The sequence below is a fragment of the Canibacter zhoujuaniae genome (assembly GCF_011752005.1).
Lineage (GTDB): Bacteria > Actinomycetota > Actinomycetes > Actinomycetales > Microbacteriaceae > Canibacter > Canibacter zhoujuaniae.
On the sequence record NZ_JAAIJZ010000002.1, the window covers coordinates 238,684 to 257,321 of the forward strand.

The 18,638-nt window shown below is 55.4% G+C and carries 16 protein-coding genes and 1 tRNA gene; 14 read left to right on the forward strand and 3 right to left on the reverse strand.

Annotation, left to right across the window (positions count from 1 at the left end; genetic code table 11):
• Window position 1 precedes the first annotated feature (1 nt).
• The 5 genes from HCR00_RS05105 (at window position 2) to HCR00_RS05125 (ending at window position 4,423) form a co-directional block, all read left to right on the forward strand.
• Window positions 2-898, forward strand: coding sequence for a pseudouridine synthase (locus HCR00_RS05105; protein WP_167143340.1), 897 nt, complete (start codon window positions 2-4; stop codon window positions 896-898).
• Window positions 895-2,016: a prephenate dehydrogenase gene (locus tag HCR00_RS05110; protein WP_208317302.1), complete on the forward strand. Its 1,122-nt coding sequence runs from the start codon at window positions 895-897 to the stop codon at window positions 2,014-2,016. Before HCR00_RS05105 ends, HCR00_RS05110 begins: the two co-directional genes overlap by 4 nt.
• Window positions 2,013-2,702, forward strand: coding sequence for a (d)CMP kinase (gene cmk, locus HCR00_RS05115; RefSeq protein WP_243854555.1), 690 nt, complete (start codon window positions 2,013-2,015; stop codon window positions 2,700-2,702). Before HCR00_RS05110 ends, cmk begins: the two co-directional genes overlap by 4 nt.
• Window positions 2,703-2,704: 2 nt before the next feature.
• Entirely contained in the window at window positions 2,705-4,243 is a 1,539-nt protein-coding gene (gene der, locus HCR00_RS05120) for a ribosome biogenesis GTPase Der (RefSeq protein ID WP_167143346.1), read from the forward strand.
• A 106-nt stretch (window positions 4,244-4,349) separates the two neighbouring features.
• A tRNA-Pro gene (locus HCR00_RS05125) sits at window positions 4,350-4,423 on the forward strand.
• Window positions 4,424-4,490: 67 nt separating this feature from the next.
• Here HCR00_RS05125 and HCR00_RS05130 read toward each other — a convergent pair.
• Complete coding sequence (locus tag HCR00_RS05130) at window positions 4,491-5,012, reverse strand: Lrp/AsnC family transcriptional regulator (protein WP_167143349.1); 522 nt, start codon at window positions 5,010-5,012, stop codon at window positions 4,491-4,493.
• Between the two features lie 267 nt (window positions 5,013-5,279).
• On the opposite strand from HCR00_RS05130, the gene HCR00_RS05135 reads away from it, so the two are divergent.
• From HCR00_RS05135 to HCR00_RS05160, 6 genes are read left to right on the forward strand one after another with little or no spacing between them, the layout of a single operon-like run.
• Window positions 5,280-6,776, forward strand: coding sequence for an ABC transporter substrate-binding protein (locus tag HCR00_RS05135; protein ID WP_167143352.1), 1,497 nt, complete (start codon window positions 5,280-5,282; stop codon window positions 6,774-6,776).
• Window positions 6,760-7,851, forward strand: coding sequence for an ABC transporter permease (locus HCR00_RS05140; protein ID WP_243854556.1), 1,092 nt, complete (start codon window positions 6,760-6,762; stop codon window positions 7,849-7,851). The genes HCR00_RS05135 and HCR00_RS05140 overlap by 17 nt, the downstream gene beginning before the upstream one ends.
• A 9-nt stretch (window positions 7,852-7,860) precedes the next feature.
• A complete protein-coding gene (locus HCR00_RS05145) occupies window positions 7,861-8,742 on the forward strand; it encodes an ABC transporter permease (RefSeq protein WP_166985693.1) in 882 nt (293 codons plus the stop codon).
• The gene (locus HCR00_RS05150; RefSeq protein ID WP_166985690.1) at window positions 8,743-9,600 is read left to right on the forward strand and encodes an ABC transporter ATP-binding protein; all 858 of its coding nucleotides are present in this window, start codon (window positions 8,743-8,745) and stop codon (window positions 9,598-9,600) included.
• 1 nt (window position 9,601) lies between these two features.
• On the forward strand, window positions 9,602-10,408 hold the full coding sequence (locus HCR00_RS05155) for an ABC transporter ATP-binding protein (RefSeq protein WP_166985687.1): 807 nt from the start codon (window positions 9,602-9,604) through the stop codon (window positions 10,406-10,408).
• A gap of 20 nt (window positions 10,409-10,428) precedes the next feature.
• The gene (locus HCR00_RS05160) at window positions 10,429-10,746 is read left to right on the forward strand and encodes a hypothetical protein (protein ID WP_166985684.1); all 318 of its coding nucleotides are present in this window, start codon (window positions 10,429-10,431) and stop codon (window positions 10,744-10,746) included.
• 36 nt (window positions 10,747-10,782) lie between these two features.
• Here the strand turns inward: HCR00_RS05160 and HCR00_RS05165 are convergent, their stop codons facing one another.
• Complete coding sequence (locus HCR00_RS05165; protein ID WP_166985681.1) at window positions 10,783-11,715, reverse strand: LysR family transcriptional regulator; 933 nt, start codon at window positions 11,713-11,715, stop codon at window positions 10,783-10,785.
• A 194-nt stretch (window positions 11,716-11,909) separates the two neighbouring features.
• On the opposite strand from HCR00_RS05165, the gene HCR00_RS05170 reads away from it, so the two are divergent.
• On the forward strand, window positions 11,910-15,479 hold the full coding sequence (locus HCR00_RS05170; RefSeq protein WP_166985678.1) for a proline dehydrogenase family protein: 3,570 nt from the start codon (window positions 11,910-11,912) through the stop codon (window positions 15,477-15,479).
• Between the two features lie 70 nt (window positions 15,480-15,549).
• Here HCR00_RS05170 and HCR00_RS05175 read toward each other — a convergent pair whose 3' ends face one another.
• Entirely contained in the window at window positions 15,550-16,917 is a 1,368-nt protein-coding gene (locus HCR00_RS05175; RefSeq protein WP_166985675.1) for an APC family permease, read from the reverse strand.
• Between the two features lie 156 nt (window positions 16,918-17,073).
• On the opposite strand from HCR00_RS05175, the gene HCR00_RS05180 reads away from it, so the two are divergent.
• Both HCR00_RS05180 and HCR00_RS05185 read left to right on the forward strand, forming a co-directional pair.
• The gene (locus HCR00_RS05180; RefSeq protein ID WP_166985672.1) at window positions 17,074-17,784 is read left to right on the forward strand and encodes an alpha/beta hydrolase; all 711 of its coding nucleotides are present in this window, start codon (window positions 17,074-17,076) and stop codon (window positions 17,782-17,784) included.
• Between the two features lie 90 nt (window positions 17,785-17,874).
• A complete protein-coding gene (locus HCR00_RS05185; RefSeq protein WP_166985669.1) occupies window positions 17,875-18,606 on the forward strand; it encodes a glutamine amidotransferase in 732 nt (243 codons plus the stop codon).
• Window positions 18,607-18,638 lie beyond the last annotated feature (32 nt).

Consider the following 18,638-nt stretch of genomic DNA (forward strand, 5'->3'; position numbering starts at 1 on the left):
CGTGACGCAGACAGAAGAAAGGCTGCAAAAAGCGCTCGCCAACGCCGGCATTGCCAGCCGCCGCGCCTGCGAGATTCTGATTACGCGCGGCCGGGTGCGCGTTAACGGGCGGATCGTAACCGAACTTGGCACCCGCATCAACACCGAAACTGATGAGGTGCGCGTCGATAACACCGTCGTGCAGCTGGATGTCGCAAAACGCTATTTCGTGCTCAACAAACCAACCGGCGTTGTCTCCACGATGTCAGACGATCAGGGGCGGCGCGATTTGAGCGAATACGGCGCCGAGATCGGGGAGCGGCTCTACAATGTTGGCCGGCTCGACACCGACACCTCAGGGCTGTTAATCATGACAAATGATGGCAGCCTCGCACACAAACTGGCGCACCCAAGTTTTGGGGTCGAGAAAACCTATGTTGCAAAAGTGCGGGGGCTGGTGGCGCCGGGCACAGTCAAAAAGCTGCTGCAGGGGTTTGAGCTTGAAGACGGCTATATTCAGGCAGACGCTGCGAAGGTGCTCCCCGGCAGCAACCGCGATTTTTCACTCATTGAGCTGACCCTCCACTCCGGTCGTAACAGGATCGTGCGCCGCATGCTGGCAGCGGTCGGTCACCCCGTGGTTGCGCTCGTGCGCCGCCAGTTCGGGCCGCTCCACCTAGGCTCCCTAGCATTGGGGCAGATGCGTGAACTCTCGACCGGAGAGCGTAATGCGCTGCTGACCGCAGCTGAGACTGACACAAAAACTAAACGCCCGGTAACTGCCGGTCGCCCTGGTGACGGGGCCGGCGCTCGCGGGCTGCGCGGTGTCGCAAAACCGAAACCGGTGCGTCAGAAGGCAGCTAAAAGAGTGACAAACAAAAAAGCTTCAAATGCGCAGAAAAAAGGTGTGCGCAAATGAACTACGGGGGATCGGCCGTGACAGGATTGGCCAATCGGGTGACCGGCCATGTGCACATTATCGGCGCCGGGCTGCTGGGGGCTTCAATTGGGCTCAATCTCACCCAGAAGGGCACAGTTGTAACGCTCGCAGACAACTCGCCAACGGCGCTTGCGCTCGCTTCCGACTACGGCGCGGGCACCCCGCTAAACGATGAGATACTCAGTGCCGTGGGGGAACCGCAGCTGGTGATTGTTGCGACCCCACCAGAAACTGTTGCAACGGTGGTTGCCGCAGCGTTAAAAACCTGGCCTAAAGCGGTGGTCACAGATGTTGCCAGCGTGAAACTGCCCGCGCTACAAGAGCTGCGTGCCGCAGGGATCGACACCACCCGCTATGTAGGATCGCACCCGATGGCCGGTCGTGAAAAGGGAAGCGCAGTAATGGCGCGCGCAGACCTGTTTGTGGGCCGCCCTTGGGTGATCTGTCGCGACGCAGAAACCCCCGCTGCCGCACTCAACGCGGTGGAAGCGCTCGCTATTGAACTCGGAGCCGTGCCAACCGAATGGGAGCCGCAGGAGCACGATGCGGCGGTGGCGATGGTGTCGCACCTGCCGCAGATAGTTGCCAGCGTGCTCGCCGCCCAGCTCAATAAAGCGCAGGCGCGCAACCTCAACCTGTCGGGTGGTGGTGTGCGTGACACAACTCGTATCGCCAAAAGCGACCCGGAGCTGTGGGTGCAGATTTTAGGAGCAAACCACGCTGAAATAGCGCCGTTGCTGCGTGGTTTTGCAGAGGATCTAGAGACAGTCGCCACAGCCATTGAAAACCCAGACCAGCGTGGGTCACGCAGCGCGCTCGCAGATCTCATCGACGCGGGTAATCGAGGGGTTGAAAGACTTCCCGGAAAACACGGCTCCACGCTTGCTTTCGCGAATTTGCAGGTTATTGTTGCTGACAGCCCCGGTCAGCTTGCGCGCCTCCTGACAGACCTGGAAGAGCTGAAAATTAATATGGAAGATCTTCGTCTCGAACACTCACCCGGCGCAGAAATCGGTTTTGCGAACGTTGCGGTGCTCCCTGAGGTTGCTGATCGCGCCCGGACAGCGCTCGGGGAGCGTGGTTGGAGGATCTTGTGACAGGGGAAGGGCCGATTATCGTTGCGATCGATGGCCCTGCCGGTAGCGGAAAGTCATCGGTTGCGCGGGCGGTGGCTAAGGAACTCGGTTACGGTTTTCTTGACACCGGCGCCGCCTACCGTGCACTCACATGGCTGCTGCTGCAACAGGGGGCGCTCGCAGACCGCGCTAACCTTGCAGCAGATGCGCTTGCGGTGCTAAAAAATTGGCAGCTTGAGCTGCCTCTTGCAGCAGACGGTGAGATTCGGCTGAACGGCCAAAATATAGCGGCGCAAATCCGAGATCCGAAAACAACCGAAACTATTAAGCATGTGTCTGCGATTGCAGCTGTGCGCGATGAGCTAAACCGTTGGTTTCGGAAATATGTATCTGTGAGCGGGCTGCCCGGAGTTGTTATTGAAGGGCGTGACATTACGACAGTTGTGATGCCGGATGCCAAGGTGCGCATAATTCTGACAGCCAGCCCCGAGGTGCGCGCCGCCCGCCGTCAAAAACAGTTGCCGCAGATGACTTTTGCGCAGGTGTTAGAAGATTTGCGGGTGCGAGACGAAGCTGATTTAAAGGTCGTAAATTTTATTGATCCGGCACCCGGTGTGAAACTGATTGACACCAGCGAGCTTGATTTTGCTGGCTCGGTGGCGGCGGTTGTGGAGTATGCCCAGGAACGCGCCGGTAAGCTGGGGTAGTTATGAATGAAGAGCAGAATTACGAAGCTGACGCTAACAGCGGTGAGCTGATCGAAGGTGACTTCGACGACATAGATTTTGCGGCGCTGGCAGATGCGGTGACCGATGAAGAGCGCACCGAGATGCTGCGCTCCAGCCTTGCAGACTTTGACTTAAGCGAAGAAGATCTTGAGCTGCTGAATGTTGAAACGCCGCTTGAGTTTGCAGAGCATTTTGAAAACCCGCCGGTTGTGGCTATCGTTGGCAGGCCAAACGTGGGCAAATCCGCGCTCGTGAATCGTATTATCGGTCGTCGTGAAGCGGTGGTTGAAGATGTGCCCGGTGTTACTCGCGATCGTGTGTCATACAGCGCGCAGTGGCAGGGACGGAAATTTACGCTGGTTGATACTGGCGGCTGGGAGCCCGATGCTAAAGGGATCGACCGCTCTGTAGCGCTGCAGTCTGAGGTTGCTTTGGAACTGTGCGATGCCGTGCTTTTTGTGGTTGATGCGCGGATTGGTGCGACGGCAACCGATGAGCGGGTTGTGCAGCTGCTGCGCCGCACGAAGAAACCAGTGTTTCTTGTTGCAAACAAGGTTGATGATGCGGTGCTTGAACCAGAGGCCGCGGTGCTGTGGTCGCTGGGGCTCGGTGAACCGCACCCAGTTTCTGCGCTGCACGGCCGTGGGGTGGCAGACCTCCTTGATGCGCTCATGCAGAAGCTGCCGAAAGAGTCTGCTGTTGCTGTGCCAAAAGCCGGCGGACCGCGCCGCGTGGCACTGTTGGGGCGCCCCAATGTTGGGAAGTCTTCGCTGCTGAATAAAGCCGCTGGTGAAGAGCGTGCGGTTGTGAGCGATCTTGCCGGCACCACCCGCGACCCGATCGACGAGCAGGTGGAGATCGCTGGACGCATCTGGACGTTTGTTGATACCGCAGGTATCAGGCGGCGGGTGCATATGACTAAGGGAGCAGACTTCTATGCTTCACTGCGCACAGCAACCGCGTTAGAAAAGGCTGAGGTTGCGGTTGTGCTGCTCGATGTCACAGAGCCGATTAGCGATCAGGATCTGCGCATTATTGATCTTGTGCTGGAGTCTGGCCGTGCACTTGTGCTGGCCTTTAACAAGTGGGATCTGCTTGATGATGAGCGGCGACGCTACCTTGAGCGGGAAATTGAGCAGGATCTCTCGCACGTTGATTGGGCGCCGCGTGTGAACATTTCGGCGCGCACCGGCCGGCATCTTGAAAAACTGGTGCCGGCTCTGGAGCTTGCGTTGGAGAGTTGGGATACGCGCATTCCAACAGCGAAATTTAATGCTTTCTTGGCGGAGCTAGTGCAGGAGCATCCGCACCCACTGCGCGGTGGTAAACAGCCGCGAGTGCTTTTTGGCACTCAGGTCTCAAACCGCCCACCAACTTTTGTTTTGTTCACTACCGGGTTTTTGGATCCGCAGTACCGCCGCTTTATGCAGCGCCGTCTGCGTGAACGCTACGGGTTTGAGGGATCGCCGCTGGTTGTGAATATGCGGATCCGTGAAAAAACACCGCGCGGTCGTAGATAGCTTGCGCTGTGTGTGGCGCACTGGTTGGGATGCAGAATTTATTGCTGCATCTTGCCCTAATGCTGCAGGTTAAGCGCTAGAATGGGTTGGTTGAAGTTTTCAACTACGGGCTATAGCGCAGCTTGGTAGCGCACTTGTCTGGGGGACAAGGGGTCGTCGGTTCAAATCCGGCTAGCCCGACAAAAATAATATTTCACTAGGGTTTTATTTTCCTTACGGGCCCCTAAACCTAGGCAGAAAATACGACCTATTTTCGTTTTATATAGCGCAGCATGCCGTCTGCTGCTGGATACTCCTGTGCAGACGGGCTGTTTTCAAGTGTGCGCGCAATATCCACAAGCGACCAGCCCTCATCCATGATGAAAACTGTTTCAGTGGTTTTGATCTCGGGCCATTGGGAGAGCTTGTTCGTCACAAGATTGTGCACGCCAGACACGCTAGTTGTGCGCACCAGCAGCATGCAGTCATAGCTGCCGGTGATGACCGCAAAATACTCAAGCTCCGCTAGATCCACAAGCTTTTCTCTAAATCTTTGCCACTGATTTTGCTGCAGTGACACAAACACCAACGCACACACCCCAACTCCCACCGCGTTGAAGTCGATGTCGATTGTCGCGCCTATAATCACCCCGGCCTCTTTTAACGCCTCAAACCGCTGATATGCGTTGGACCGTGAAATGCTGAGTTTTTCGGCGAGCGCTGCTATCGAGAGCCTGCTGTCTCTGCGCAGCAGGTCAAGCATTTGCAGATGGGTGCTATCTAATTTCATGGTTAGATTATTCCAAAAATATGCGTTAAAACAGCGAAAAATCTGGAAAATATGTAATCAAATTGCGAGAAGTAGTGTACGAAACTCCAAATTTTCCTATTTCTCTTGGATCTCTTGGGAAATTTCCAGTAATTTTAAAACAATCTCTGAAACATGTGCTGGTTTAGAGAAAGAAAGTGAATTAGGAGAATTCAATGAAGTTTTCTTTTAAGAAAGCAGTTGCAGCGGCAGGCTTAGTGACCGCGGTGACAATCGGTCTTGCCGGCTGTGCGGGGGGGGGGTAGCGCCAGCAGCCAAGCGGGCAAAACTCTTGTTGTTGACGCCTCGTTTGACCTGAAAACTGCAGACCCAAACCGTTCCTACGAGACCACCGGGCAGATCATTGCGAAAGCAATGTATGAGACACTGCTCACTTTCAAGGGTTCAGACGTCACCACTCCGGTAGACGGGCTTGCAAGCTATGAGATGAACGCCGACAACACCGTGATGACGCTGACCATGAAAGACGGTCATGTTTTCTCTGACGGTAGCCCGGTCACGGTTGATGATGCCGTATTCTCACTGACCCGACTGCAGGGTATTAAAGGCAACCCATCGTTCTTGCTTGATGGGCTCACCATCGAAAAAGTAGATGACAAGACTCTAACTATAACCAGTCCCGAACCGCGACCAGAACTCCCATTTATTTTGCCAAATGGTGCGCTCTCTGTTGTTAATCAGGAGACGGTTGAGGCGCATGGCGGCACCAACACAGAAGCTGATAGCGCAGAAAGCTTCCTCAACAGTGAATCTGCTGGGTCTGGCCCATATGTGCTTGACTCATTCGACGCTGCAAAGCAGGTCGTGTTAACCGCAAACGAAAACTATACGGGCACAAAACCGAAATACGAGCGTATCGTGCTGCGCAACGTTGAAGGCCCAACACAGAAATTAAATGTGGAAAAGGGTGAATCACAGCTGGCTCTTGATCTAAACCCAGATCAGGTAGCTGAGTTAGCTGGTGCCAACGTTAACATCACCAGCAACGCATCGCGCTATATGATTTTCTTCTTCCTGAACCAGAATAAAAACGTCAACGCATGGACCAGCAACCCCGACTTCGTGCAGGCGGTTAAGCTCGGCGTCGATTATGACAAAATTGTCGCGCTCGCAGGTGAGGGTGCTGTGCGCCCAGGCGGGCCGATCCCATCCCTGTTTGTTGGTGCGCTCGACGCAGCCGCTGGCAACCAGCGTGATATAGCCGCAGCAAAGGCAGCGCTCGCAGCTTCAGGCTACAACGGAGAAGCAGTGACGCTGAACTTCCCGAACGATATTACGGTGCAGGGGCTTTCTTTCACCAGTATTGCTGAAAGCCTGCAAGCACAGCTGGCTGAAATCGGAATTAATATTCAGCTTGCGCCAGCCCCGGTAGCAACCGAGCTTGATGCATACCGCAACGGCCAAGAAACAATTGGTCTGTGGTACTGGGGTCCTGACTTCCCGCACCCATCAAACTACCTCGTGTTCTCGCCCGGTCAGCTGGTAGGTTTGCGTGCCGGTTGGGAGAGCGAAGCTGATCCAAAGATGGTCGCACTCGCTAACGCAGCCAAAACCGCAGGCGAATCTGAGGTGGAGTCTGCATACAAAGAATGGCAGGAATACCAGAATGAGGCTGGACCGTTCATTCCACTGCTGCAGCCTGGGCAGAGCATCGTGACGAGCAAGAGCATCAGCAGTGTAGTTGCAAATCCGATTTGGACTGTAGACCTTGCGCTCATCGACTAATACCGTTGCGATCGAAACCTTAGAGCGCACACCGCAAACGCGTCGCCGGGGTATCCCGCCGCTGCTGCGCTACATCGGTGTGCGCTTGGGGGTCTCAATCCTCCTAGTGCTCGGGGTGACGCTTGTTACCTTCACCCTCACCAACCTGGTGCCTTCCGATCCAGTGCAGGCAGCGCTTGGGGAGCAGGCAGCTGCTAATCCAGAAATTGTCGCGAAGTTTCGTGCGGAGCAGGGGCTCGATAAGCCACTGCCGGTGCAGTACATCACCTATGTGACCAACCTCGTGCAGGGCAATTTAGGCACTTCAACACAAACCCGGCAGCCCGTGGCAGAGGAACTCGCAAGAGCATTTCCAGCCACTATCGAGCTGGCGCTTGCAGCGATTGTCGGATCGGCTCTGCTTGGAGTAGGTCTGGGCCTGTGGGCGGCTTTGAAGCGTCGCAAATTTACCGATCAGGTAATTCGCGTTATCAGTTTGATCGGACTGTCTTGGCCGACTTTCTGGCTCGCGCTCGTGGTTTACTACGTGTTCTTCTTCCTGCTCGGTATTTTTCCGGGATCGGGGCGGCTCGATCCAGTTTTGATTCCGCCCCCGCACGTCACTGGGATGTACACTATCGACGCTCTGCTAGCAGGACAGTTCGATGTTTTCTCAGACGCCCTCTATCACTTAGTGCTGCCAGCTTCCGTGCTCGCGCTCTACACAATCGGGCTTCTGACCAGGTTTGCGCGCTCTGCGGTGCTCGAGGTGCTTGATCTTGATTTCGTTAAAGCTGCAAGGGCTAAAGGGCTGTCGAAGCGAACAGTGACATTCGGCTATGTGTTGCGCGCGGCCACCGTGCCAATTATCACCGTGCTCGGTCTTGCTTTCGGATCCCTCCTATCTGGCACAGTGCTGGTGGAGCAGGTGTACAGCTGGAACGGGATCGGCCAGTACTCATTTGCGGCGGCGACCAAACTTGATCTGCCCGCAATTATGGGGGTCGGTTTGATCGTTGGCATTGTTTATATCGGTCTGAACTTCGTGGTTGATGTGCTTTACGGCTTGATTGACCCGCGCGTTCGCGTGCAGTAGGAGACAAACATGACAGACATACTTACTGCAACCGCTGGGCGCAGAAAGCGACTGCCAATTCCAGAAGCGTTCAGGCAACCGCTTGCGATCACCGGCGGTATTGTGCTCGCACTGTGGCTGATAGTAATTATTTTTGCGCCGTTAATAGCGCCAGCAGATCCACTATCCCAGGCGTTTGACCGGTTGCAGCCGCCAAGCGCTGAGCATCTTTTCGGTACGGATCAAGTTGGGCGTGACGTGTTTAGTCGCGTAGTTTACGGCAGTCGTATCTCGCTCCCATTGGCGCTGGGGCTCGTGCTGACAGCGATGTGCGTTGGGGGCCTACTTGGAGCGATTGCCGGCTATTTTGGCAAGCTCGTGGATGAAATCATTATGCGTATCGCCGACCTAGTGTTTGCGTTCCCCACGATCATTCTCGCAATGGTTATTACAGCCGCGCTCGGCCCCAGCCTGACAAATGCTGTGATAGCGATGCTCATTGTGACCTGGCCTGCCTATGCACGCGTGACGCGGTCGCTGGTGATCACCGCTCGCAAACAGGAGTACGTAGTCGCCGGTAGGCTGCTCGGCGCAGGCCCTTTTACCTCGCTGCGCCGCGATGTGCTCCCAAACGTGCTCGCGCCAGTGTTTGTGTTGGCGATGCTCGACTTCGGCACGGCTATCCTCTTGCTGGCGGGGCTGTCCTTCCTCGGCCTCGGTGCTGTGCCGCCTGCCCCTGACTGGGGTGCGATGGTCGCTGCCGGTGTTGAGCAGTTTTCTGCCTGGTGGCTGGCTGCCTTCCCCGGCTTAGCGATATTCACAGTTGTGATGGCATTCAACTTTATCGGCGATTCACTTCGTGATTCTTTGGATCCGCGCACTAAGGGAGCGGTGCAGGGGAGGGCTGTATAAATGAGCGCAGAAGGACTACAAATTACAGGCCTTGAGCTGGAGATTAACGGCAAAGAGATTATTCAGGGTATCGATATCTCACTGCAGCCCGGAAAAATTACCGGACTTGCTGGCGAATCTGGCTCGGGTAAGTCGATGACCGGCTTGGCAATCTTGGGCTTATTACCGGAAGGATCGAGAACTAAAGGGCAGATTCAGTTTGCCGGCAAGAATCTCTTAAAAAACAGCGAAAAAGAGCAAAATAAACTGCGCGGCAATAAGATTGCCATGGTTTTCCAGGATCCGACCGCTAGCCTGCATCCGATGTTGACAATCGGCCGGCAGCTGACGGATCATCTGCGGGCACACACCGGGATTGGGAAAAAAGCAGCTCTCGAAAAAGCGGTAGAAACACTGCGGCTTGTGCAGGTCCCCGATCCAAAAACAGCGATAAAGAAGTATCCGCATCAGTTCTCTGGCGGGCAGCTGCAGCGCGTTGCTATCGCGATCGCGATTATATGTGAGCCTGAAATTTTGATCGCTGACGAGCCAACAACCGCGCTTGATGTGACTGTGCAGGCAGGCGTGCTGCGTCTGTTAAAACAGCTTGCGGAAAAACTTTCGCTTGCGGTTTTGCTTGTCACACACGATCTCGGGGTGATGAGCAGCCTCGCAGAAACTATTTACGTTATGCGGCAGGGGCAGATCGTGGAGAGCGGCCCGCGCTATGAGGTGCTGCGTCGGCCGCAGCACGCCTATACTCGCGCTCTGGTTGAAGCGCTCCCGAATCATGAACCATTCCTTGCAGGTGCTGTAGCCGCAACCGCAACAGAGGTTATTACCGTTAAGCAGCTGAGCGCAGGTGAGAGAGGGAACTAATATGAGCACACAGTTTCTGTCTGTCGATGACGTTCGTGTCACATATAAGCTGCCGGGTGGGGGCACGCTTGAGGCGGTGCGCGGGGTTAGCCTGAACGTCGATAAATCTTCGGTGGTTGGGCTGGTTGGCGAATCCGGTTGTGGGAAATCCACGCTTGCGCGCGCTATCTCCGGTTTAGAACCGATTACCGCCGGGGCGATCATCTTCAAAGGGAAAGAGATTAAGCCGCTCGGGATGCGGCGTCGTGATCCGGAACTGCTGCGCATCCAGATGGTGTTTCAAAACCCTTATGCTTCGCTAAACCCGCGGCGCACGATTGGTAGCCAGATTGCTGACGGACTGCGCATTAACCCGCATAAAGACAGCTGGTCTGTTGCTGGGTTGTTAGAAGAAGTGGAGCTGCCAGCCAGTGTGCAGTCGCGCTACCCGCATCAATTTTCGGGCGGGCAGCGCCAGCGTATCGCAATTGCGCGAGCTATTGCCTCTGGGCCAGAACTGTTAATCGGTGACGAACCCATCGCGTCGCTCGATGCGAGTCTGCAGGCAAAAGTTGCGACACTAATGCGAAATCTTGCGCTGCAGAGCGGGGCATCGCTGTTGTTTATCAGTCACGATCTCGCGGTGGTGCGGATCATCGCAGACCAGGTCGCGGTGATGCAACGGGGCCAGCTTGTAGAAACTGGCACCGCGCAGCAGGTGTGGGATAATCCCCGCCAGGATTACACGAAAAAGCTGTTAGCTTCGATTCCGGCGGTCGACGGGCTCGGCACACTGCCCGGCACTAGCGAAGCAATTTTGGCAGATTAAAGCATTAGAAACGAGTGGAAATGTATCGTTCAATACTGACTATTAAAACGACTCCGGAACAGGCAGAGAAGTTACTGCAGCTGTATCGTGATGAAGAGGTTTTGCGTGAGTCGCTCAACCTCACACGCCAGGTGAGCAGTGATATTGCTGTTGCAGCTGATGGCAGCGGCGAGATACTAGTAACTGCGAATTGGCCGGATGAGCGCGGCTACCAGGAGTGGCTTGACCACCCAAAGCGCGACCGCCTAGCACCAGAGTTTGACGAGATCCTTGGCTCTGAAGTGGAGGTTGGTGCGGGGCGTCAGTACATTGTTGATCACGCTGTGACCCGCGACTAGACGGCACGTGGTGCTAGATTCGAGAGCTTCTGACGGTTAGATTGTCTCTGTTTGAAGCGCCGCAGCCTCAGTTTCTAGCACCTGCCGAAAAGCTTTAAGGGCGGCGTTCTTCCGGCTAGATTTTCGCGCGGCGGTAAAGATCGTGCGACGCGGAGACCCCGGCAGGTCGAGCAGCTTGATATCGTTTGCTTTAGAATACGGCGACCCAAAGTGCACAAGGCTTGGAAGCAGGGCAACCGCATTTCCGGTAGCGACGAGGCGCACATGCGCCTGCAGATCTGCTGTTTCAAATCTGACATCCGGCTCAAATCCTGCTAGTCGACATGCCTGCTCTGCAAAATGTCTGGTGGCTGTGCCCTTCGGCTCCATTACCCAGGGCAGGTGTTGTGTGTCGCTGAGCGTTTTTACGCTCTGAAACTCGGGGCTGCTATCGGGGGTGCGCGGCAGTGCGAGTTGAATTTTATCGCGCGTTAGAGGTTTGCTTTCAAGCCCTGCAAACTGTTCGGTGGCGTGCTCAGGGTACTGCTCAGCGATCACCAGATCAAAATTGCGCAACCAGGTTTCGCGCAGCGCGAGCTCCGGCTCATACTGAATGAGCTCAATGTGCACACCTGGGTGGTTGCGCCTGATTCTTTGAATAGCTTGCGGTAGGAGCGCTAGCATGGCGGTCTGAAATGCGGCTACGCGCAGTTTCCCTGTCACCTGTGGTTGTTTTTGTTGCACGGCGTCAGCTGCTTGCTCTACGGCGCGCAACACATTTTCAGTTTCTGCAACCAGCACCTGTGCTGCGGGGGTGAGTTCTAAAACCCGACCACTGCGCCTCAGCAGTGTCACCCCGACCTCACGCTCGAGTAGCGCAAGCTGCTGTGAAACCGCTGACGAACTTTGGTGCAGCGCGTCTGCAACGGCGATCACAGTGCCGCGGCGATCCAACTCCCAAAGCAGTCGAAGACGTTTCACATCGAGCATAGAGGGTTTCCTTTGAACGGTTTTGGGGCTGTGGCGGCGCCCAAACAAGCCGCGCCGGTACTAAAAAATTAGTTAAGTAAAATTAAATAATAATCATAAGATTATCTCATTTTACTTATTGACAAAGAACATGCATTATTGCCATATCGGTGCGTTTTTTATGCGCGCAACAAAAATCGTGAAAGGCAAACGTTATGACCGCAAAAGCTGGCAGCAACACTCGCCCGCAGGACCTCGCTGACGACGCAATCGCGCTCGTTAAACGGTGGCTTAAAGAAGCATCACAGTATCCCGCAGATAAATCTGCTGAACGCCTCGCTGGTGTTTTGCGCGACCCAAACGGCCTAGACTTCACAGTTGGATTCGTTGACGGCGTGGTGCGCCCGGAAGATCTTGGTGCGGCCGCAAAGAAACTCAAAGAACTAACCCCGCTGACACCACAGTTCTTACCGGGATACATGCGCGGCGCGATCGGTTTGGGAGGGTTGCTTGCCAAACCATTAAAGGGCGTGGTTGTGCCAACAGCACGCAAAGTGCTGCGCGAAATGGTGAGCCACCTCATCATCGATGCCTCAGATAATAAGCTCGGCCCGGCAATCGCAAAAATTAAAAAAGACGATGTGCGTCTGAACATCAACCTGCTCGGTGAAGCTATCCTCGGTGAGCACGAGGCATCGCGTCGTCTTGCGGGCACTGAAAAGCTGCTGTCTCGCGATGACGTTGACTATGTGTCAATTAAGGTTTCGGCAACCGTAGCCCCGCACAACCATTGGGCTTTTGATGAGGCGGTCGCCCACATCACCGAAAAACTCACGCCGCTTTTCAAACTGGCAAACGACAGCACTCCGAAGAAGTTTATAAACCTCGATATGGAGGAATACAAAGATCTCGATCTTACGATCGCGGTGTTTAAGAAGCTGTTAGAAAAGCCAGAATTCCATAACCTCTCAGCCGGTATCGTGCTGCAGGCGTATCTGCCGGATGCGCTCGGCGCAATGATGAACCTGCAGGAATGGGCCGCGCAGCGTGTTGCCGACGGCGGTGCACCAATTAAGGTGCGTATCGTAAAGGGCGCAAACCTGCCAATGGAGCAGGTAGACGCGGCAATTCACGGCTGGTCTCTAGCAACCTGGCACAGCAAGCAGGCTTCTGACACCAGCTATAAGGCGGTTATCGATTACGCACTGCACCCAGAGCGCGTAAAAAACATTCGGATCGGCGTTGCCGGCCACAACCTCTTCGACGTGGCACTGGCCTGGCTGCTGGCAAAAGCCAGGGGAGCACAAGACGGTATCGAGTTTGAGATGCTGCTCGGCATGGCAACCGGACAGGCTGAGGCAGTGAAGCGAGAAGTGGGATCCCTGCTGCTCTACACCCCAGTTGTGCACCCACAAGAGTTCGATGTGGCTATCGCCTACCTCATCCGTCGTCTCGAAGAAAGCGCAAGCCAAGACAACTTTATGTCGGCCGTGTTTGAGCTTAACGACAACAAAAAACTTTTTGAGCGTGAAAAGAATCGCTTCCTCGCTAGCCTGGCAGATCTAGCAGCTATCACCGCTGACGGTGCTGCAGAAAATTACGCAGTGCCGCCTGCAAACCGGCAGCAGGATCGCAGTAAATATGATCCGGAAAAGGCAGCTGACCGCGTTGCAGAGCGTGTTGCAGCGGGAGCGCGCGGTGAATTTGAGAACGTTCCAGACACCGACCCAGATCTGCCGGGAAACCGCGCGTGGGGGCGGGCAATCGCTGAGCGCATGGTCGAGTCACAGCTTGGTGCCGACCTGGTGCGCGATGCGCAGGTTGCAAGCGCTGACAAACTCGAAGAAATCATTGCAACCGGTGTTAGCGCCGCAGACGCTTGGCAGGCGCTGGGCGCTGATGAGCGCGCCCGCATTCTGATGCTTGCCGGTGAAAAGCTAGAGCAGCGCCGTGCAGAACTGCTTGAAGTGATGGGTTCAGAGTGTGGCAAGACCCTCGATCAGGGCGATCCGGAAGTGTCAGAGGCGATTGACTTTGCCAACTACTACGCAATGCTCGGCCAGCAGCTTGAGCAGGTGTCGGGAGCGAAGTATCAGCCAAAGAAGCTGATCGCTGTCATCCCGCCATGGAACTTCCCGGTGGCAATCCCCGCAGGCGGCGTGTTTGCTGCTTTGGCCTCAGGGGCAGCGGTGATTATCAAACCAGCAACCAACACCGCACGCTCGGGCGCAATGATGATTGAAGCCCTGTGGGAGGCCGGTGTGCCACGAGAGGTGCTGCAGTTCGTACAGTTTGCTGATCGCGATCTGGCGTCACAGCTGGTTGCCGATCCGCGAGTTGATCGTCTGATCCTCACCGGCGCATACGAAACCGCTGTAGCCTTCCGCGAACTGCGTCAGGATCTGCCAATTTTGGCAGAAACCAGTGGCAAGAATGCCATTATTGTGACCCCTAACGCAGACCTTGATCTGGCAGCGCGAGATGTTGCCCAGTCAGCGTTTGGTCACGCGGGTCAGAAGTGCTCAGCAGCTTCGCTGGTGATTCTTGTTGGTTCCGTTGCCACCTCAAAACGCTTCCGCGCACAGCTGCTCGATGCGGTGCGTTCAATTAGCGTGGGAACACCGGAAGATTTGCGCACCCAAATGAGCACTGTGGTCACCGCTCCGAGCGGCAAACTGCTGCGGGGGCTCACAACACTCGGCTCTGGCGAGCGATGGTTGATTAAACCAGAACCGATTGACAACGGCAGCCCGCTGGCCCGCGATAAGAACGGTGACATAAAACTGTGGAGCCCCGGTGTGCGCGACGGCGTAAAGCGCGGCAGTGAATACCACATGACCGAATACTTCGGTCCGATCCTGGGCATCATGACCGCTGCAACCCTCGCAGAAGCAATCGAGATCGTGAATGAGATCGACTACGGTCTGACCAGCGGCCTGCACTCACTTGACGCTGATGAGCTACGCCAGTGGGTCGACGGTATCGAGGCCGGCAACCTCTACGTCAACCGCGGCATCACCGGTGCTATTGTGCGTCGTCAGAGTTTTGGCGGTTGGAAGAAGAGCGCCATCGGAGCAGGCACCAAGGCTGGCGGGCCGAACTACCTGCACGGGCTTGGAGATTGGGCCGACGCGCCAATTACAGCCGCACAGCTTTCGGATCCGCGCCCAGAGGTGACCGGGCTATACGCAGCCGCGCAGCAGGCCGGCCTGTCAGAGTCTGATCTAGCGTGGTTGGCCGGAGCTTTCGCCTCTGATACTGATGCTTGGAACGAAGAGTTCGGTATCGCGCGAGACGCTTCACAGCTGATCGTGGAGCGGAACATGCTGCGCTACCTGCCGGTTACAACACACGTTAGGATCGCTGCCGACGCGCAACTTCGCGACGCTATTCGTGTGCTCGGTGCGGCATTGGCTGCCGGCGCAAAGCCTGTTGTGAGCACACCAACCGCGCTGCCTGAGCCTGTGCAGGTAGAGCTCAAGCGCGCCGGGGTGACTGTCGATCATCAGGATGAGACCGCGTGGCAGCAGCGCGTTGCCAAGCTTGCAGCAGTTGAGGGGCCTAAGGCAGCAGCCCGTATCCGTATTGTTGCGGGCGCATCACGTGCTGCGCAGGTAGCAGAGGTGTATGCTGCGGCAAACGGCAAGCCGGATATTGCGGTCTACGGCGGAGAAGTTGTTTCTGCTGGGCGGGTTGAAATGCTCCCGCACCTCCGTGAGCAGGCAGTGTCGATCACCGCACACCGTTTCGGTAATCTCACCAACTTCGCAAAGTTTGCGCTGTAAATAAAAGCAAACTGGCGTGTGCCGCGGGTGGGTCTCACAAGGATCTGCCCGCGGCACGTTTTTTAAACGGTTACTCTGCTTCAGAAAAATCTAATTTCGGCACAGGCTTTTTAAACCCGCGCGTCACGTAAGCGATAATCGCAAGACCGATCAGCACCCAAACGCCGCCGATTATCCAGGTAGTTGTTTCAAGCGCAGACCACAGCCAAATTGTGAGTGCGAAACCTATCAGCGGGCAAACGAGATAGCGCAAGATCTGCGTGACGCGAATCTTTTCGGCTCTGCCTCCTGACGGGAACACGTAGGTGCGAATCACCGCCAGATTCACCACCGCGAACGCGGTGAGAGCGCCAAAGCTGATCATAAACGCAACCGCGTCGAGGCTTGCAAAAAGACTTGAGAGAGCGAAGACTGACACAACAGCGGTGGCAATGTATGGTGTGCCGAAACGTTTGTTGAGTTTTGCTAGCGGGCTAGGCAGCATCCCATCACGGCCCATGGCGTAAAGGATTCTTGACACTGAAACCTGCGCGGTTAGGCCGGAGCCGAAACAGCCAACAACATAGATTGCAACAAAGAAAGTTGCGAGCACCTCGCCGCCGATGTGGGTCACAACCGTCACACCAGCAGCTTCAATTTCGGCTTTGCTGAGAGCCGACCAGTCAGGGCTGTAAGCCAGAGCTCCCGACCAAGAAACCAGAATAAACAGCAGACCACCAACTAGGGTTGCGAGAATAATCGCGCGCGGAATATCACGACGCGGGTTTTTTGCTTCTTCCGAAAGAGTTGAAATCGCGTCAAACCCTAGGAATGAGAGTGCAAGAATTGCCGCGCCGGAGGCAATGCTGCCGATCCCTCCCTCACCAAAGCTGAAAGGTTCAAGCACCCCAACAGACATATCGCCGCCGAGCGCACTCTTTAGCGCGAGCGCGAAAAATACAACAACCAACAGCACCGAGAGAGCGACAACAGTGTAGTTGGCGCCGTTGACCAGTTTGATCCCGAGCACATTAAAAGCGAACACAATCAGCAGCGCTGCGAGCGTGAAAACCCAAACAGGGACTGCCGGAAACTGTGTGTTTAAGTAGATGCCGATGAGCATAAAATTGATCATCGGAATAAACAGGTAGTCAAGCAGCATGACCCAGCCGGTGATAAACCCGACCCCGCCGCCGAATGTCTGTTGGGCATAGGTGTATGCCGACCCCGCAACAGGATACTTGCGTACCATAGCGGCGTAGCTTGCTGCGGTAAAAAGCATTGCAACAACCGCCATAATGTAGGCGGCCGGCAGATGCCCGTGGGTGACCTTGTTAACAATGCCGTAGGTTGTAAAAACGGTGACCACCGTCATATAGGTGATCCCGAAAAAAGTTAAACCGGTCAGTCCCAGTGCCCGACGCAGTTTCGGCTGCCCTGTTGCAGCAGACTCTGACAATTTATCCTCCTCGATTTGTGACGTAACTTCTTTTGAAACAGTCTTAGACTCGGGAGGGCTTGCAGACGATTAAACAATCCGGCTGCTGCAGTCTGCAACGGTGCAGGGTTAAACCTACAAAGGATAAGATTAACTGAAATCTGATCGGAGGCTTAGATGACACATCTCACACTCGACACTGCAGCAACTCAGTGGGCTGTCGACGGTAAGCTCGCTTCCGCACCGCACGCACTGACAGCACTCGCCGGCGGGAGCTCGCTATTAGTGTTGATGCACGGGCTTGGATCACACGAAAAAGACCTTATTCAGCTGGCCTCTTTTCTGCCAAAAGAGCTGGTAATAGCGAGTTTGCGCGCACCGTTAAAAGCGGCTGAGGTTGATGCAACTCTTGGTGGCTGGTCGTGGTTTCCGCTGTCGCTGCAACCGGGCGGGGTTTCCCCCGAACAGGGAGCAGCGGAGGCTGTGCAGGCGGCGCAAGCGGTTATTGACTGGGTGCACCAGCTAAAGGAGCAGGTCGGTGGGATCAGGCAGATTGCGCCGATGGGTTTTTCGCAGGGTGGGGTGATGACCACCACAATGCTTAGGCTTGCGCCGGGAGAGTTTGTGTGCGGTGTTAACTGCTCCGGGTACATTGCGCCGGGTGAGTTTATGGGCGATGCAGCGCTGAAAGATCTGCAGACTCCGCTGTTTTGGGGGCGCGATCTTGTAGACCCTGCAATCGGTCATGCGGCTGTAGAGTTGACCGCCGCATGGGCGCCGCAGCACACAGCTCTTGAAGCGCACACATATAAAGGGATTGGGCACTCTATCGGGCGCACAGAACTTTCCGATATTCACTTATTTTTAACGCGCCATTTCGGCTTTTAAATGGACACAGTTGCGCGCGATCCGCAAGCAGTTTGTAACAAATCTTAATATGGTTGCTCGTTTTAAAATCTCGCCCTAAAGTTTGAAGTTATGAAACCGTTCCTATTAATTACAACCCGTGATGATGACGCGGTTGTTCTTCCTGAGGTGCGGTCGTATCAGAAACTGACCGGTCTTACTGACGCCGAAATGGTGTGGCATCGCGCAGAAGCGCAAAGCCTAGACAGTGTGAACGTGCACGACTACTCCGGCATTATTCTGGCCGGATCGCCGTTTACGGTGAGCGAACCAGACGAAAAAAAGAGCGCGGTAGAGAAGCGAGTGGAGCTTGATTTACAACGGCTGCTGGATCGTGTGCTTGCCGATGATATTCCGTTTTTGGGTGTCTGCTACGGGGTTGGCACGCTCGGCCGACACCAGGGTGCGGTGGTGGATCAAACTCACGGTGAACCAACTCAGGCAGCAGAGATAAGACTGACAGAAGCGGGTTTGCGTGACCGCCTGTTTGCTGAGCTGCCGCCGAGTTTCTATGCGTATGTGGGGCATAAGGAAGCGCTGAGTTCAGTGCCCGACCATGTGGAAGTTTTGGCAACCAGTCAGAGCTGCCCGATTCAAGCGTTTCGGATCGGGCGCAATGTCTATGCGACACAGTTTCATCCGGAAATGGATGCGCCGGCAATCAGTGAGCGCATTCACGCCTACGTCGATCACGGATATTTTGATCCGGCGCGTCTTGACGAGCTGCTTGAGCACGTGAACGAGGCTGATGTGCGCGCGAGCCACTTAGTGCTGGGGCGTTTCATCGAAGAGTATGCAAAATAGCCATTTGCATTTACCATCTTTCTAGCGTAATG

Bases quoted from the DNA above. Each gene is read 5' to 3' on its own strand.
- HCR00_RS05150 (WP_166985690.1), top strand. From the start codon at position 8,743: ATGAGCGCAGAAGGACTACAAATTACAGGCCTTGAGCTGGAGATTAAC.
- HCR00_RS05160 (WP_166985684.1), top strand. From the start codon at position 10,429: ATGTATCGTTCAATACTGACTATTAAAACGACTCCGGAACAGGCAGAG.
- HCR00_RS05155 (WP_166985687.1), top strand. From the start codon at position 9,602: ATGAGCACACAGTTTCTGTCTGTCGATGACGTTCGTGTCACATATAAG.
- der (WP_167143346.1), top strand. From the start codon at position 2,705: ATGAATGAAGAGCAGAATTACGAAGCTGACGCTAACAGCGGTGAGCTG.
- HCR00_RS05165 (WP_166985681.1), bottom strand. From the start codon at position 11,715: ATGCTCGATGTGAAACGTCTTCGACTGCTTTGGGAGTTGGATCGCCGC.
- HCR00_RS05170 (WP_166985678.1), top strand. From the start codon at position 11,910: ATGACCGCAAAAGCTGGCAGCAACACTCGCCCGCAGGACCTCGCTGAC.
- HCR00_RS05110 (WP_208317302.1), top strand. From the start codon at position 895: ATGAACTACGGGGGATCGGCCGTGACAGGATTGGCCAATCGGGTGACC.
- HCR00_RS05180 (WP_166985672.1), top strand. From the start codon at position 17,074: ATGACACATCTCACACTCGACACTGCAGCAACTCAGTGGGCTGTCGAC.
- HCR00_RS05130 (WP_167143349.1), bottom strand. From the start codon at position 5,012: ATGAAATTAGATAGCACCCATCTGCAAATGCTTGACCTGCTGCGCAGA.
- HCR00_RS05145 (WP_166985693.1), top strand. From the start codon at position 7,861: ATGACAGACATACTTACTGCAACCGCTGGGCGCAGAAAGCGACTGCCA.
- HCR00_RS05185 (WP_166985669.1), top strand. From the start codon at position 17,875: ATGAAACCGTTCCTATTAATTACAACCCGTGATGATGACGCGGTTGTT.